Annotated in this window: 12 protein-coding genes and 1 pseudogene; 5 read left to right on the top strand and 8 right to left on the bottom strand. The window is 43.0% G+C overall.

Translation table 11 applies throughout. The annotated features are described in order from the left end of the window. Genes AOU00_RS25380 through AOU00_RS25365 form a run of 4 tightly spaced genes read left to right on the top strand, consistent with a single transcriptional unit; the run spans position 1 to position 3,332 of the window. A complete protein-coding gene (locus tag AOU00_RS25380; protein ID WP_231109362.1) occupies positions 1-813 on the top strand; it encodes an ABC transporter permease in 813 nt (270 codons plus the stop codon). Positions 814-848: 35 nt separating this feature from the next. Continuing rightward, positions 849-1,799: a methyltransferase domain-containing protein gene (locus AOU00_RS25375; RefSeq protein WP_061828356.1), complete on the top strand. Its 951-nt coding sequence runs from the start codon at positions 849-851 to the stop codon at positions 1,797-1,799. A 7-nt stretch (positions 1,800-1,806) separates the two neighbouring features. Next, the gene (locus tag AOU00_RS25370) at positions 1,807-2,763 is read left to right on the top strand and encodes a 3-oxoacyl-[acyl-carrier-protein] synthase III C-terminal domain-containing protein (protein WP_172828319.1); all 957 of its coding nucleotides are present in this window, start codon (positions 1,807-1,809) and stop codon (positions 2,761-2,763) included. Further along, entirely contained in the window at positions 2,754-3,332 is a 579-nt protein-coding gene (locus AOU00_RS25365; RefSeq protein ID WP_069291976.1) for a beta-ketoacyl-[acyl-carrier-protein] synthase family protein, read from the top strand. The genes AOU00_RS25370 and AOU00_RS25365 overlap by 10 nt, the downstream gene beginning before the upstream one ends. Before the next feature lie 835 nt (positions 3,333-4,167). Here AOU00_RS25365 and xerS read toward each other — a convergent pair. The 5 genes and pseudogenes from xerS to AOU00_RS25345 form a co-directional block, all read right to left on the bottom strand. Next, positions 4,168-5,238 (bottom strand): tyrosine recombinase XerS, encoded by a 1,071-nt coding sequence (xerS, locus tag AOU00_RS25360; RefSeq protein ID WP_069291975.1) that lies wholly within the window; start codon positions 5,236-5,238, stop codon positions 4,168-4,170. A 286-nt stretch (positions 5,239-5,524) separates the two neighbouring features. Beyond that, positions 5,525-5,671: pseudogene (locus AOU00_RS27800) on the bottom strand (Imm53 family immunity protein); the annotation flags it as partial. A gap of 556 nt (positions 5,672-6,227) precedes the next feature. Next, positions 6,228-6,959: an NADPH-dependent F420 reductase gene (locus AOU00_RS25355; protein WP_069291974.1), complete on the bottom strand. Its 732-nt coding sequence runs from the start codon at positions 6,957-6,959 to the stop codon at positions 6,228-6,230. Between the two features lie 69 nt (positions 6,960-7,028). Continuing rightward, positions 7,029-7,223 carry a hypothetical protein gene (locus tag AOU00_RS25350; RefSeq protein WP_155765213.1) on the bottom strand — a complete coding sequence of 65 codons (195 nt, stop codon included), beginning with the start codon at positions 7,221-7,223 and terminating at the stop codon, positions 7,029-7,031. A 390-nt stretch (positions 7,224-7,613) separates the two neighbouring features. Next, complete coding sequence (locus AOU00_RS25345; RefSeq protein WP_061828389.1) at positions 7,614-8,582, bottom strand: NAD(P)H-dependent flavin oxidoreductase; 969 nt, start codon at positions 8,580-8,582, stop codon at positions 7,614-7,616. Positions 8,583-8,800: 218 nt separating this feature from the next. Here AOU00_RS25345 and AOU00_RS25340 point away from each other — a divergent pair, with 218 nt between their 5' ends. Further along, positions 8,801-9,169, top strand: a complete 369-nt coding sequence (locus AOU00_RS25340; RefSeq protein ID WP_081330760.1) for a winged helix-turn-helix transcriptional regulator — start codon at positions 8,801-8,803, stop codon at positions 9,167-9,169. 636 nt (positions 9,170-9,805) lie between these two features. On the opposite strand, the gene AOU00_RS26425 is transcribed toward AOU00_RS25340, so the two are convergent. The 3 genes from AOU00_RS26425 to AOU00_RS25330 form a co-directional block, all read right to left on the bottom strand. After that, positions 9,806-9,952, bottom strand: a complete 147-nt coding sequence (locus AOU00_RS26425; RefSeq protein WP_231109365.1) for a hypothetical protein — start codon at positions 9,950-9,952, stop codon at positions 9,806-9,808. A 310-nt stretch (positions 9,953-10,262) separates the two neighbouring features. Beyond that, the gene (locus AOU00_RS27345) at positions 10,263-10,574 is read right to left on the bottom strand and encodes an SDR family NAD(P)-dependent oxidoreductase (protein ID WP_235309795.1); all 312 of its coding nucleotides are present in this window, start codon (positions 10,572-10,574) and stop codon (positions 10,263-10,265) included. Between the two features lie 495 nt (positions 10,575-11,069). Further along, complete coding sequence (locus tag AOU00_RS25330) at positions 11,070-15,071, bottom strand: GH32 C-terminal domain-containing protein (RefSeq protein ID WP_069291972.1); 4,002 nt, start codon at positions 15,069-15,071, stop codon at positions 11,070-11,072. Between the last annotated feature and the right edge of the window lie 143 nt (positions 15,072-15,214).

Genomic DNA, 15,214 nt, shown 5'->3' with positions numbered 1-15,214 from the left:
GTGAGAGGATGGCTGGGAACGCTTCGCAACTACCTAATGATTTACTTTTTGTTCATTAAGAACTGTTTTATTGCTCAAATGGAATACAGGACGAACTTCATACTCGGGATTGCTGTGGAAATCGCATACTTGTTTGCCAAGCTGCTTTACGTCGTAGTAGTCTATGAGACGGACTTGCATATCGGATCGATCACGCCTGATGGTATCTTGATGTTTGTCGGCACATACACGATTATGACCGGTCTTTATTCCGGGCTCTTTTTCCCTAATTTCGTCAGGGTATCCGAGTATATACGCAGCGGGACGTTGGATCTACTCATGGTTAAGCCAATTTCACTACAGTTTTTGGTTTCGCTTCGATACATCGATCTTGGGATGCCAATTCCGAATTTCATCGCGGGTGGAACGATGGTTGTGATCAGTTGGAATGCATTAAATATCCCGGTAACGGCATGGAGTTTATTCTCATTTTTGTTTTACTTGGGGACAGCGTTGATCATTACTTACTGTCTCATGTTCATCCCAGCCTTGTTATCCTTCTGGCTTGTTAATACGGGAGGGCTGGCGGGAATTTTCTATTCCATTTGGGACGCCAATAATATGCCAATGCCGATCTATTCACGTTTCATCCAACGAATCGGCGTGTATTTATTGCCTTTTCTCGTCATTACGAATTTTGCGCCTATGATGGTGATGAATCAGCTGACACCTGCTTTGGCGGTATGGGGCGCTATCGTACCAATTGTGCTCCTTGTAATCGTTCGCTTCGTTTGGAGTCGGGCAATACGTAATTATAACAGTGCAAGCGGCTAAAGGCTGACAACTTAATTGAGGGAGGGAGGAATGACATGCATATGCTTCGTTGGCCGGCAACCGGCATTGCCTTAGTATGTCCTATTTGCAAGTCAAAGCTAAACACATCGGATCAGATGTTGGTGTGCGGGGAGTGCGCGGTCAGTTACTTCTTCGGTGATGGTGGTGTTCCGTTTATGCTGGCTGATCTGCAAGAGCAGGAAAGCGGGGAAACTGCAGTCCTCAAAAAGGATATCATGAAGATGTTCACTAACTATAATCGGTCCTTGGACGAGAGTGGCTTTTCCCGTTTCTCGACATTTATCAATTGGGGGTTCGCCTCCGAGTTCAATCAGGCCCCAGCAAGTGTCAATCGAAACTCCATCCGGCTTCTGCAGGAGTGCTTGGATGGTTTATATCTCGAGGATAAGAACATTTTGGAGGTAGCCTGTGGCAGGGGGGGAGGCGTGCGAGAGCTCTGTCGAAGTTACGGTGTGAGAAGCGTTGTTGGCTTAGATCTGACCGAAGCCAATATTGCATTTTGCCAATTGACCAACCGTTTCCCAAATGCCTATTTTTGTGTTGGGGATGCCGAGAGGCTTCCTATCGGTTCGTCATGCTGTGATTTTGTCCTCAACATGGAAGCGTCTGATCTATATCCATCGATTAAGTCTTTTTATGACGAGGTCTTCCGGGTGCTGAAACCGGGCGGGACTTTCGTTTATGCGGACGATTTGCCAACCTGGAAGTTTGACGATGGTGAACGATATTTGCTTGAACTGGGCTTCGAGCTGCTTATATCACGCGATATCACGGGGGAAGTTTTGCTTTCAAGTGATCAAGTTCTAAAGAATCGCATAGCCGCTTTTGGTACTGAAGATCAGATGGATACTGCGATTTGGAAAACAATGGGTGTGCCAGGCACTTCCTTGTACGATGAAATGAAAAGCGGGGAACGCCAGTACAAGATCATGCATTTCCGAAAGCGGGCTCATCACAATGTATGAGAACCACGTGACGATCGTCGATTATTCCGTCTATCTCCCGAAGTCCCGTATCCATGTCTCGAAAGCGATTCAGCAGGTGAAGGCCGACGGCGTAGAATTTCGAATGAGCGATTCGGAATACTTGAACAAAGGCTTTGAGCTGGTGCCCATAGAAGAGGAACTTGAATTGGAACAGATGATTGCTACCGTGTGTAGGCCAATTCTGCGCCGGGCTCTGCAGATGAATGTACAGATCGCGGCGGTCATGTTTGCTAGTGTAACGAATAATGAAAACGGTGAACGGAATCTTTTTGATCGCCTAGCAGATGAATTCGCCCTTGAGGCAGTCCCATTTATCCCTTTGGAGGAATATTCTTGTTCCACGATGCACTTATCGTTGTGCCTGGCGTCGAACTACTTCATGGCCCCGCGTCAGCAAGGTGAAGGAATCTTGTTCATCACTGCCGACAGAGCCATGAATTCTTATGAACGGAGCGATCCGTTCATGGTGTTCGGTGACGGCGCGAGTGCTGCTTTATATATGAAGGGGCAGCGTCAAGGACAGCAGACACTTGCTTCGGTTATGAGAGTCGACGGCCTCGTATACGATCTGGCTCCAGATCGTATTCAATTATATTACTCAACGTTTTATTTAGGGGTCAGACAGGCAGTAAGAGCAGCATTAAGCGAGTCCGGTATTCACATTGCTCAGATCGCCGTGATCTTTTGCACCAATTTGGGGCTACACGTATGGAGTATGCTGGCTCAAGTGCTGAGGGTGTCCCTGGAACGCTTCTACAATCTAACCCTCTCCAAGGACGGACATATTCATAACACCGATATCCTAAATAATATCGATCACGCTATCCATTCAGGTTTCTTGAAAGAAGGGGACTTGTATATGACGATTTCCGTTGGCTTTGGAGGCTATTACGGTTGTGCGATTCATCGGTATTCCAAGAAGGTGAACGAGCTATGTATTTGACATTTCATCATGCTGAGGCCGCTGTGGGATTAGAAATGCCATGGGGACGGATAACCGATCTAATTGAAAAGAATAGGAATTGGACCGAAGGAATTGACTTGCTCTGTTACTGTCATCAGACGGACTTTGAAGCTGGTGTTAATGGCTGTGCTAAACTGAGACAAGAATTAGGGCTAAATGAGGTTATGCCCATTTCCGTCGGGCAGTCTGGTAGCCTTTCTCTATCTAATGCATTAACAATATTAGACTGGATGTTCAATAGCGGTACAAAAAATCATGCTCTTTGCGTCATTGCCGACTCATTCATTCCAGATCATATCGACAAACAAGGGAGTTGCTTGAGTATGACCGCACTGATCGGTGTGTCGACTATGGCCGGTGATTATCGAGTTGAAAGCTGCCGTAAGCTTCCAGGCACCAACGTTAAAGCAGGAGCAAAAAGCGCAGTTGAACCGATCCTAAAGCTTGGACTGCACCAATCAGAGTTTACAAGCGATCTGGAGATGGAAGTCGTCACGTTCGATGCTGGAGTCTTCGGTGCAAGCCAACTGAAGTTACGACGAACATAATTTCCTCGTACCCACCATCTTACCAAGGCCATTTAGGAGAAGGATTGGTTTTTTCCATGCGCTCCATCGTGACCTCGGGATATTGCTTCTTGTCGAGGGACAAGAACATTGTGTCATTGAAGTCGCTATTTTAGCGGCTTTTTTATTTTATCGGTAAAAGTTCGTGTCCCGATCCAAGGACAAGAACTTTTACCGATTGCCGATTAGATGTGTATCGCTATTTTAGGAGGATAGGACGACTTTTATTGTGGGATGAAGTTACAGGGAGTTGAAAGTGCTTTTCACCGATCAAGGGGTTCGGTGAATTTTAAAGTCAGATTTTGAATATTGAGAGTTAGTAAAAAAGGACCTCAGAAACTGAAAAATTTCGAGGTCCTTTACTGCGGATTTGGATTGAAAACGACGTTGACGGCAAGCATCATCTAAGAGGACTCCCAGCGGGTGACCTTTTTTTTGTAAAACCTTTACAAAAATGCGTAACAGGTAGGAAGCCCTTGATTGGGAGAAAGCGAATGCTATGAGTCTATGGAAAAAAGGCAATTCAATGAGTAGACATCAACAACCACGTCCATGGGAAGAATAGAGGGAGATGAGCGTATTGTATCTAAAAGCATTTGATCTAGATTTACCTTATATAATTAATGATGAAAATGTTGAATCAATGAAGTGGGGCTTTTATAAAGTTTTATTTATCATGAAATAAATTAGAGATGTATAATTTATCAAATAATCTTGAAAATCGCAATGCTCGTTATGAGTGAATGCGCCGCTAGACATTTAGTCAAAATACGGATTTTGTGAAGATGTTCAAGAGAAACCGCGTAGCGACACGGTTTCATCGGTCCATATTATTCACAGCATTACGCATCTCTTCATCTGTTAAGTGAGTATATATCATTGTTGTTTGAATGGAAGAATGCCCTAATTGATTCTTTAGTCTTGGGACATCGTTATTTTCAAGATGATATCGCGTTGCAAATGAATGCCTGAGCGAATGCACTGTTAGAGAAGGTTTCCCAAAGGCAGTTGCATATTTTTCAATCAGCTTTTCAATTGATCGTTGTGTCAGACGACGGCTTTTTCCTTTACGACCTACAGGAGCTGCAATGAATAAATAGTTTTCTTGTTTATCTGGTAAATATCTTGTTTCTCTGATCTGCAGATAACTTTCTAAATCCATTAAAGCCTGTTTGCTAAAGTAAACGTATTGTTCTTTATCACCTTTACGTACCACTCGAACTAAAGCTTTATTCATATCTAAGTCATCCATATTAATTCCTGCAACCTCAGACAATCTAAGCCCTGAACCTAATATCAGCGAAACGATTGCTGTATCACGCTCACGATTAAACTGATGAAACGTAAAAATACGCTTGTTTTCTTTATGTTTTTCACCAAAATCATAAGCTACAAATTGCCTGAATAATTCGAAATCATCATTTCTTAGAATTTTTCCTTCAATACGGTTTGCAATGGTTTCTTGGCTTTCTTTGATAGCATTCAAATCCATCTTGGCCATTACATTTCGTTGAATATAAGGCTTCAAGTCGCTTGTTTCAGCCTTATTCTGAAGGTAATCAAACAACGATTTTAGAGAGGACAATTTGCGATTTATCGTAAGTTTCTTGTTTCCAAGTTGATAATCCAGGAATGACAAGAAGTTTTCCACTTCACGTATTGTTAATAACTCCAATGTTTCTAAGGTTATTTCTTTCCGATTTGATGAAGTTAGATTCTCTGCAATAAGCCAATCGAAAAAAATAATGTAATCATGACAGTAATTAAGAAGTGTTGTTGGAGATAACTTGCGTTTTTTGCTATCGATAAATTCTGTAACGTACCAAGGTAAATCAGATAGTTTATCATCAATTCGTTGCATATAGTGCATTTTCATTTGTTTATCCATTATATGTACGTACCTCCGTATTTTCAATATATCTCATTCTCATTTATTCGTCAAATTATTATTTTACGTAATTTTAATATTCATTTTACATTATGGCATGGTAATTCGGAATATCCCTATGAATAGGAGAATTTTGTTTTTTTTCAGCACACGTTCAACCCAAAGTCTTTTGGCTTCTGCTTTATCTTGAGCTAGCTTGGTTCCACAGTTAAGAAAACCCGCCTAAGCATGGGTTAAAAAGTTCTAAGGCTTAACATCTGTTTTATCATTCTCGCGATACCGAGTATTAATCTAACTTTACCCATCTATAGAATATAGATAGCATTTCACCTAGATTTCCCGGGCCCCCTGCAGAAAATAAACTGCTCTCGATATTGCAGTGAATCCAGTCATCATCGCTTCTCTCTATTATAAGCGCATTAAATTTTTTGTTTCTAGTTCTGTTTCTTTTAAATTAATTTTATTTTCTATATCGTCCATTGCATCTATAACTTAACATTTCTATACTGTGTTTGCCTAAGTTGCTTCCAGTACTTTTCCTCGCGCTCTTCCTGAGAAAGCTTTTCACCATGTTATCCTGTCGTTCAAACAAATTTAATTATCAACCAAGCCCCTGTTCTGCCATAAAAAAACAACTCACCAGGAGTTGTTTTTAATATTCATGCTTCTTTGTAAGAACCCACGTACCTAATCTGTTTAAAATCTTTGGATAATCCATGGATAAATGTATTTCTAATGATCTTTAATATTCATTAGATACTCAACTAAGGTCGCAAAACCAATGATTGAGGAGAAAATCCTTCTTGATGCGCCTTCTTCATGACTTCGCTTTCCGGCCGACGTGTCCGGTTTGAAATTCTTATTTTGCCTGTTATAGATGCGAAGGACATTAGCTCTTGCTTGGTTTGCACCTTATCCGTTTCGTTGCACAGGCCTCTGCCAAGATTTTTAAAGCACACGGATAAAGATTGAAGGCAAAAAAATTCAACTCAGGAGTTATATATATCTCTATTCAGGTTCACAATGTCTTGGTGCGAATATCCCCCAGTAGCTGCCGATAGCTTCTCTATCACTTTATCGCGTTGGAATGGAGCTTTTTCTTTATTTGCTTTTTTTAATGCTTCGGTTAGTTCCTCTTTGGTAAGTTCTGTGCAGTACGCAGGGGTTCCTGGCTGTTGTCGCCACGAATCACTTAAAGATCCGCTATCTACTGGGTCGAAGCCGAGCTCATTTACTACGTTCATGGTTATTTGTTTATGCGACTGGTTATCACCAGCAATCGCTATGGCAAGTCGTCCACTGGTACCTTCGGGAGCTCCTTTATATTCTAACGTATAGGCTAATAAATTGTTGAAAGCTTTAGTGATAGGTCTCCCTAACTGATTTGATACCCAAACACTTTCAACCAACCCATTCTCAATTTCTTCAATTTTATTGTCTCTATACGGATAATAATTTGAAGTGTCAACAACGACTACTTCCTCCCCAACTTTATCTACAATGCTGCGAATGCTTGGCAGTGCGTTGAAAGGGATCGATATGACTAGAACAGCAATGTTTGTTATTACTTCATCTACACTCACTGGTGTACCTGCAAGTTCTTTTCCCTCTAGCCGTTCAATCCCGCGAGCATCTGCAATTTTGACATCATGTCCATTCTCAATTAATTTTTTTGCGATATTCGACGCGATGGGTCCTGCACCTATAATTCCAAATCTCATTTTCATTTCTCCCTATTCTAAAAGTTATTTTACGTCGCTGATCGGGTAGTAAGAAATTATTATTATTTTTTATTTTAGACTTCCGTATTGGTAGGGAACTCCCATATTCTCACGCAGTGTTTTACCCTCATATTCTCTGTAGAACAAACCGCGGTCCTGCAAAATTGGGACAACCAGTTCCACAAAATCAGCAACTCCATCATAGGCTATATCCAGAACAACCGAGAAGCCGTCACATGCCTCTGCCAAAAACCATTCTTCCAAGAAGTCAGCAACTTGTAAGGGGGTCCCTGCAACTACCGGATGATAGTTAATGACTCCATAGGCAAGTACGTCTCGTATCGATAGCCCTTGTTTAACAGTCTGATATTATCATAGACGGCTCTAATTGCTCTTTATCGAGTGGCTGATACTGGTTTTCAAATAATACCATGGATTAGTGGTAACCGCGGCTTAAGGGCAGGCTTATCTCCCGACAGAATACCGATACATAGCCCCACCCACGGAATCACATATTTAGGTAAATTCGTTTGATTAGCTGCCTTAAAGATGGCCTCCCGTTGTTCCGCCGTCAGGGTTTATTCGCATAAGAACGAACAGAGGTATGATTTTGAAGTAATTCAAGCATATTATTCAAAGGATGGGTCTCCGTTTTTACTTAATACCAGCTGCTAACTCATCAACCACTTCTTGTACAGTTTGGATCTTTTTGATTGGTGTAATTCCAGTACCAACAGTGATAATACCACCTTCGCCGTTACCTTCAAGCATACCGATACGGATTACACTTGAACTACCCCCAACCTTAGCAATTTCTTCACGAGATGCGCCCTGGTTATCCATAGCCACCAATTTTTCAGCAAACGGTGTAGGCAACGAACGATAGTAAGCTGGTAAAGTACGGTACAACAACAAATCTGCTGCAGATGAATCCACTATCATTTGCTTTACTGATTGTGCTGCGGGGTTTTCAACAGTAGGAATAAAACGGCTTCCTAAAAAGACACCTTCTGCCCCCAATTCAAAGGCGCTGGCAACACCGCGAGCATCACCGATTCCACCAGCAGCGATAACTGGAATATCAAGCACATCAACGATCATAGGAGTTATTGTAAACGTACCAATGATACTTGTTGGCAATGTTCCACCCTCATCAAATCCAGTAACAACATAAACGTCAACACCCATAGCTTGAGCAGCCTTTGCATCTTCGATCGTTGGAGTCAAAGGACGATAAACAATCTTAATGCCCGCTTCCTTTAATGGGGTAATGATCTTTTCAGTCAATGTTCCTTCAACACCATTAAGAAGAATAACTTGAACACCTTCTTCAATGACAACTTCTAAAATTGGCCAAGTGAACTTCATATCTGCATCAGTAATCAAAGTTGTACCAAATGGTTTATCCGTCAGTTCCTTTGTTTTACGAATCTCGCGGCGCATACGTTCTGCGGTTTCCTCTGGAGAGGTTGTAATTGTCGCTTGACCGGCATTCGGACCAAGAATCCCTAAACCACCCGCATTACTCACGGCAGCAACAAATTCAGCATTCGTAATCCAACTCATAGGTCCTTGTAAAATGGGCTTTTCAATACCAAGAATTTCTGTTACACGATTTTTCATAATTATTATCCTCTCTTTAGCACCATTATTGGCATAATACTGTAAAGCTTAATTGGTCTGCTCTCCGGGTTATGTTACAATAATCATTAGCTTGCTAATAATTTTTGTACTAGTTAGCAGCCTTGGCACTATCATAAGTCCATACGTTTCATTTGCAAAGAAGGCAATTTAAATGAACGTAGTACATATTTTTGTACTTTTAGACTGGGAGCGATATCATGAGGGTATGTAATGAAGGATTTGAAAAAGGGTTTATTGATGAAAAAAGAAATATGTACGCAATAGCCTTTACGCAAAATGTACTTTCGGGGCGATGGAAATATTTCATTATCTGGTATCTGGAAGGGGAAAGACGCCGGTTTACCGAGATAAAAAATTTCCTGAGAGGCTTGTCGCAAGGCTCGCTCACCAAGCAACTCAAGGAGCTGGAGGACGACGGAATTATTCAGCGCGATGTGTATCCAGAAGTTCCGCCACGGGTCGAATATTCGCTGACAGAGAAAGGAAACAAACTGCTGCCTGTCCTAAAGAAGATGGAGGAATTCGGTAAAGAATATGGGGAGAAGCCTGAATTAGATGAAGGATAAAGGCTACCCCCTAATCAGCCAGCACATAAAATCTCGCCATCTGGACCAAATGTATGTTCAGGATTGCTCCTTCAGCCAGCCATTCTAGTCCACCTCAAAAGGAATGGCCTTGCCACTACTTCTAATTGCATAACATATCGGGTAACAGTAAGTTAAGCCAACCTTTGGGGCTAGGCCCAAAATATCGAACCTGGTCAAATCGGCAATAGTACCATGTTCTTGTCCATTGTGGGCAAAGGGACCAAGTTCTTGTCCTTTGCTTAGGACAAGAACTTGTACCGTTAAAAGACAAGAACTTGTACCTATTGGCGTTTTTTGTTCGCCCTCTTACTTTATTTTAGCATAATAAAAAAAACCTTTGAAAGCGACAGACATGGTCTAGTGTGTCCTGCATTCTTTCTTTGTCCCCAACTCTTCTAATGAAGTTATTTAAAACCCCTAACAATTAATGTTAGGGGCTAACTTCAAGTGAAACCAGTATATCGCGCCCGTTGTGGCCAAAGAATACGTTCATTTTACTTTTAAAAAGTGTATAACTCAATTTATTACCAAGGTAAAAGCAAAGCTTATCAAGAACATCTGAAAAAATCCTATTTCAAAATTATTCTTTGCATATTGATAAGTCTAACAAGGCAATTAATTAAAATCTTGCATTAAGTCATCAATCACTGCTTTTACAGTTCTAATCTCTTTAATTGGAGTAATACCTGTGCCGACAGTAATATAGCCATCCACTTTGTTACCCTCTAGCATTCCGATACGCAGACCACTTGCTCCGCCCATTGCTTTTGCTCTTACTGATCACCCCTTGTTCCACCAATTGCGAACCGTGCTTGTTCTGCGGGCAACTGTTCCGCAATTTCTTCCTGCGGTGCATCTGGTTGAATTTTGACATGAACGAGAAAACGCATGTTTCACTCCTCCTAATATGTTAATATACTGTATAATCCAAATCTCATTTATTATAGTTTCACACGATCAATACCAATACTTTCACTACAAGCATCGAGTAGGGTATTTTTATTGAAATAAATGTGGGTACAGGGAAGGAACTCCTCCGGCAAGACCCTGCTGTACCTCCCGACTTGTAGCATCAGTCAACAATCTCGTAGAGGTCGGCTTCAATCCCATCGATTGCGGTTCTAGAGATGTCCTTTGGAGATGATTTAGGCGCATGGATGCCAGCTGTCATGTCCGTGTCCATAAACGCTACATGCAATCCGGCACCCCTAACGTTCTTAGCAGCTAATTCTAAGCGTAATGCTTTTGTTACTCCCCATTGAGCAGATTTTGCAGCTGAATATGCCCCTCCTTCGTCTATATTGATCCAAGATAATACGGATAGGATATTCAGAATCGAACCCCCTCCATTCTTCTCAATCACTGGTGCGAACGTGCGAATCATTGAAAGTGTACCAGAAACATGAGTGTCGAATTACAAATGAATATCATCCAGCTCACCTGTGAGCAGAGAAGCACCCGTTGCTGAACCAGCGTTGTTAATTAGAAGGGTAACATCCACTGCGATCTCTGCTGCAGCTACCACAGATTTCGGAGCAGTAATATGAGTTGTAGTGGAATAGCACCAGGCAGATCGACTGATTCTGGGTTCCTCGCACCAGCGTATACTTTAGCTCCTCTTGCTAAAGTTCAAGAGCTAGATGTTTGCCTAAACCTCGATTTGAACCGCTGACAATAGCAACTTGTTTTGAAATATCCATTTTGCTACACCGAATCATTAAATTAAATACATTTTTATCTCCCATCCAAATAAAATTGGTTCAGCTTCGTTTTACAAGTACCTGCCGTTCTCCTTTGCCATTTCGAATGACAAGCTGCTCTGACTATTCGGTTTGCCTGGAGTGACTGCAGGACTCACGGGTGTTCTGTATTGACAAGGTCAGTTGTTGGTCTTCTTCTTTACCTGAACAGGTACGTTGAAATCATCGACGTTAATATGTCCAAACCCGCCTTTGGAGTGGTCAACCACTTTAATGTAAAGCTCCTCGCCGATATAATCCGACGCATCCCAAATCTTTCGTTGATATTCTTCATAATTGGTCGCTGTCTCTTTAAATAACTCTTTGCCGTCCGACGCCCGAACCAGCGCAACATACAGACGATCTATATCCCGGCCGCCGCTGATAAGGAAGTTGATCTTACCGTTCCCACCAAGGACGAAATTTTGAGATCTTAGCGCTCCGGTTAAGCTGTCGCCGCCGGCTTGCTCGTTGAAGCCCCACAAATGGTAGCCGCCCGGAATTTTATGCGACGGGTTGAAGTAAATGTTGTCCCAGAAGAACTGGGTATTGGTCACATGGACATTCTGGAAGGCGTCTCCTTCCGTCATCCATCCTGTTAAGTCGCCCGTAGCAAAATCATGGTTAGGCAACTCTGTAATATCCTTATACACAGAATTATCCCACATATCGGGTACATAGACCGGAGCAGCCGGTTTACCCGTTAAGGCATTCATATCCCATACTTGCATGGATTTGATATTGATATCGCCATCGGCCCAGATCTGTAAGCCTAAGGAGTCGTATCTGCCTACATAGACACGAGTTGTCAGCTTCTTCTTGTAATTTGCAAAGGATTCAATGACCGAGCGATCGAGAAAGATATGGAGTTTCAAGTTCTCTCCTTCAAGATCTACATATCCTCCTTGAATGCCGTCCACACGCACATCCGGATCAATGCTGCTCTTGGTTCGATCCACATTAAACGTCCCGTTCTTCTTGTCGTAGTAAATGAGCGTCTCTTCTTGGCCTTTTTCCGAGCGGCGTACCTTGAGACCGAATTTCTGGGCCTCACGCGGATCAATCTCCATCACAATCTCTAGCATGTCGCCTTTGACATTTTGGATCAATTGATTGGCGCTCTCCAAATTTTTGTCCGAAAAATCAACCCATTTTTTCCCTCGAAGGCTCTGCAGTTCTTTAATCGGTTCGATATGCAATTTATCATGCTTATCGAGGCTTAGGGAAACCGGCAAAGATAAATTATGAGCCCATCCAGATTGATATTCGGCTTGCGGTGTTCTTACATTTTGCACCATGGAAAATACGACCGTTCTTCCGTCGGGTGTGACCAGACCGCTCTCTGCGGTTAAATAGCCGTCACCTACATCCATTTTGGAGGGTGCCTCCGAATCAGGAATAAATTTAAAGTTATCCCGGTCCCAGGTCCCGATCCAGTAAAAGACCTCAACATCTCTTTGCACATCGTTCGCTGGAGGAACATGCTCCGGCTTTTCATGGGGATTAATCATGAAAATATATTTTTTCTTGCCCGTACTATCTGTGCCTAACGGCAATAACACTGGTAGCTCCCATACCGTACCCAACTCCGGATAACGGCTTCTGTCACTAACGTATAACGGCCCCTTATATTCCCAATTGTACATATCATCGGATACATACATCAAAGCTGTGCCGCTGCTGAAGTCTGGAAGACCAGATGTCACTAACTGATACCACTTGTCCACCTCTTTGTCGTACCATACAAACGGATCGCGGAACTCGTTGTGGATGCCTTTTCCGTTCTGCTCCGTTACCGGTTTAGGATATTTCACCCATTTTTCCAAATAGGGATCGGACAAATCCGCCGGAGATGCCAACCCTGTTCTTTGGTTCGGCGACAAGGAGTCGTTGCCAGCGGTATAGAACAGAACAGGATTGCCGTTTCGATCATACGCTGCACTGCCTGACCACGTGCCGTCCGGATCTAGGGTGCCCGCTTCGGGCGCAAGAGCAGGTCTTACATTTTCCCAGTTCACCATATCGTCACTCACCCAATGCCCCCAGTGGATTTGATGCCAGAATGGACCTTGCGGGTTATGTTGATAAAATAAATGGTATTTGCCGTTATAGTAAATCGGTGCATGTGCTTCATTCATCCAGTTTTGCGGAGGCATCGCGTGGTACTGGGGACGGTGCTGATCTCCGTCAAACACACTTGGATCCTCATCAATGTCCGCATTCGGAATTTTCGGAATTGAACCTCCATGAAGCGCCTTCACGCTCTCATATCCAGCAAGTATCTCCTGGTTCGTAAGGGCTTTATTATGCAGCTTCACTTCATCTAAAAGCCCGCTGAACATATTGAAGGAGAACAACCCTGCCAACTCTACAGGTTTATTATTTTTCCCGATGATCAGACTTTCGGTAGATGGTGTGATCGGAACGTTGACGGGGGTTGCTTGGGAAGCCACTTCCTCACCGTTTAGATATAACTTAATTTTTCCATCTTCTTTACTAAAAGTAGCGGCCACATAATTCCACTTGTATTTTTCCAACGGGTGATCCTTTACCCATACCTGAATCCACTGACCGCCGATGCCTACTTGCATCGACCATGTACCGTGCCGATACATACCAAGAGAAAAGCCTTCCGCTTTATCCTGATCGGATTGGTTTACGATCGCAGATAGCTTGTTTCCGTCTCCCCACTCATAGCTACGCGGTGCAACCCATGCTTCGATGGTTAACGCGTCGCTTACAGGCACAGTATCGTTTGCATTGACCTCAATATAATTCGAGTATCCATCGAACAATAAGGCGCCGCCTTTTATTCCGCGCGGAGTCCATCTCGGATCCTTCGATGCCATATACCTGGCGTTGTTAAATACATAGTTCACATCGTGCTTAAGATTGTGTACTTTCTCCAACGCCTTCTTTCCTGCGCCTTCATCAAGGTTTAAGTAGAAAATAGTCCCCCTACCACTTGCTTGGAAACGATCAACGGCAATGCTGGCTTCATTGGAATGATCGACAACCTTTACATAGAGCTTCTTGTTGTAGTGTTCTTGCACATTCCATGAGATTTTCTCGTTCGCGCTGACATTCCCGGTTTTCATAAGCAATGTGTTGCTGTTCGCATCGTAAATTGCAACATATGCATTTTCCGGTTTGAGGATATCCAAAACAGTAAAATTAATTGTTCCGGTTCCCTGAAGCGTGAAAGTATTAGAGGTGATGGAGCCCTTACCTTGCACGGAGGATTTGGCATAGAAGTTCCCTTCTTTGCTCGCATGAGCTTCATCGGTCACTTCAAAAGCATCTCCCTCAACCGTCCAGCCATCGAGATTTCCAGTTTCAAAGCTTGGATTGTCGATTTCATAGCGTTTGAAATCTGGCTTGATATCCGTCGCAACCATTCCTTCAGCTGGCTCCGATTCATGGTACACGGAGAATGCGTCCGCAAAAATGATTCCCCAATCCGAGGTTGCATTATCGACGACCTCCACATACAGTTTCTTGCCCAATTGTGTGGAAAGATCTGCCTTGTATTGCACCATATTGGCAAGCCGCATGCCCTGCGCAGGATCCGGGAAGCCAACGTCGGCGAATGCGCTATTTCCGTATCGGGCAATAACTTGTCCCGTATCGACTTCCACAATATTTATAAATACCTTGTCTGGGTTCTTCGCACCGCCAAGCTTGAAGCTGATCCAGCCGCTTCCGCCCAGCTCGAAAGTGCTGGAACGAAGTACACCTGTCGCAGATTCGTCATACTTCCAGCCGTTTAAATGATAAGCGCCTTCCTGGTTATACGGTATTTTTTCCGCCCACCAAGTCGTTTCGTCTGTCACGCTATTCGGACCGAACGCATTGCCTTTGACAACGGTCCATCCCGTCAAATCTCCTGTTTCAAATCCAGGATTCCGGATTTGATAGACCGAATCCGTAACTGACAATCCCACGTCATTCTTAGGAATATTCTTGATTTGATAAACCGCATTCGTAACCGACGAGCCTACGTCATTTTTAGGAATGAGCGTGTTCCCAGCAACAGTTCTAGATTCAGCTACTGCGGAGATTCCTGGAACAACAAGCTGGAGCACCATAGCCCATATAAGCATTCCCGATATCCAATATTTTCTTATTTTTACCTTTTTCATTCTAGATCCTCCTTCGAAATTTCTTGCACTTTCAAACATCGATACTTCATTTCGAAATGCTCTCCTAGTACAAAGATGAAAGTCAAGAAGAAAGGAGAAAATATATGAAACGTTTCCAATTAGAGAAAAGCGAAGTTACTTGA

This window comes from Paenibacillus polymyxa (assembly GCF_001719045.1).
In the GTDB taxonomy this organism is placed as follows: domain Bacteria; phylum Bacillota; class Bacilli; order Paenibacillales; family Paenibacillaceae; genus Paenibacillus; species Paenibacillus polymyxa_B.
This window is presented reverse-complemented; position numbering and strand designations above follow the sequence as displayed.

Bases quoted from the DNA above. Each gene is read 5' to 3' on its own strand.
- AOU00_RS25340 (WP_081330760.1), top strand. From the start codon at position 8,801: ATGAGGGTATGTAATGAAGGATTTGAAAAAGGGTTTATTGATGAAAAA.
- xerS (WP_069291975.1), bottom strand. From the start codon at position 5,238: ATGGATAAACAAATGAAAATGCACTATATGCAACGAATTGATGATAAA.
- AOU00_RS25330 (WP_069291972.1), bottom strand. From the start codon at position 15,071: ATGAAAAAGGTAAAAATAAGAAAATATTGGATATCGGGAATGCTTATA.
- AOU00_RS26425 (WP_231109365.1), bottom strand. From the start codon at position 9,952: ATGGGCGGAGCAAGTGGTCTGCGTATCGGAATGCTAGAGGGTAACAAA.
- AOU00_RS25345 (WP_061828389.1), bottom strand. From the start codon at position 8,582: ATGAAAAATCGTGTAACAGAAATTCTTGGTATTGAAAAGCCCATTTTA.
- AOU00_RS25355 (WP_069291974.1), bottom strand. From the start codon at position 6,959: ATGAGATTTGGAATTATAGGTGCAGGACCCATCGCGTCGAATATCGCA.
- AOU00_RS25365 (WP_069291976.1), top strand. From the start codon at position 2,754: ATGTATTTGACATTTCATCATGCTGAGGCCGCTGTGGGATTAGAAATG.
- AOU00_RS27345 (WP_235309795.1), bottom strand. From the start codon at position 10,574: ATGATTCGCACGTTCGCACCAGTGATTGAGAAGAATGGAGGGGGTTCG.
- AOU00_RS25375 (WP_061828356.1), top strand. From the start codon at position 849: ATGCATATGCTTCGTTGGCCGGCAACCGGCATTGCCTTAGTATGTCCT.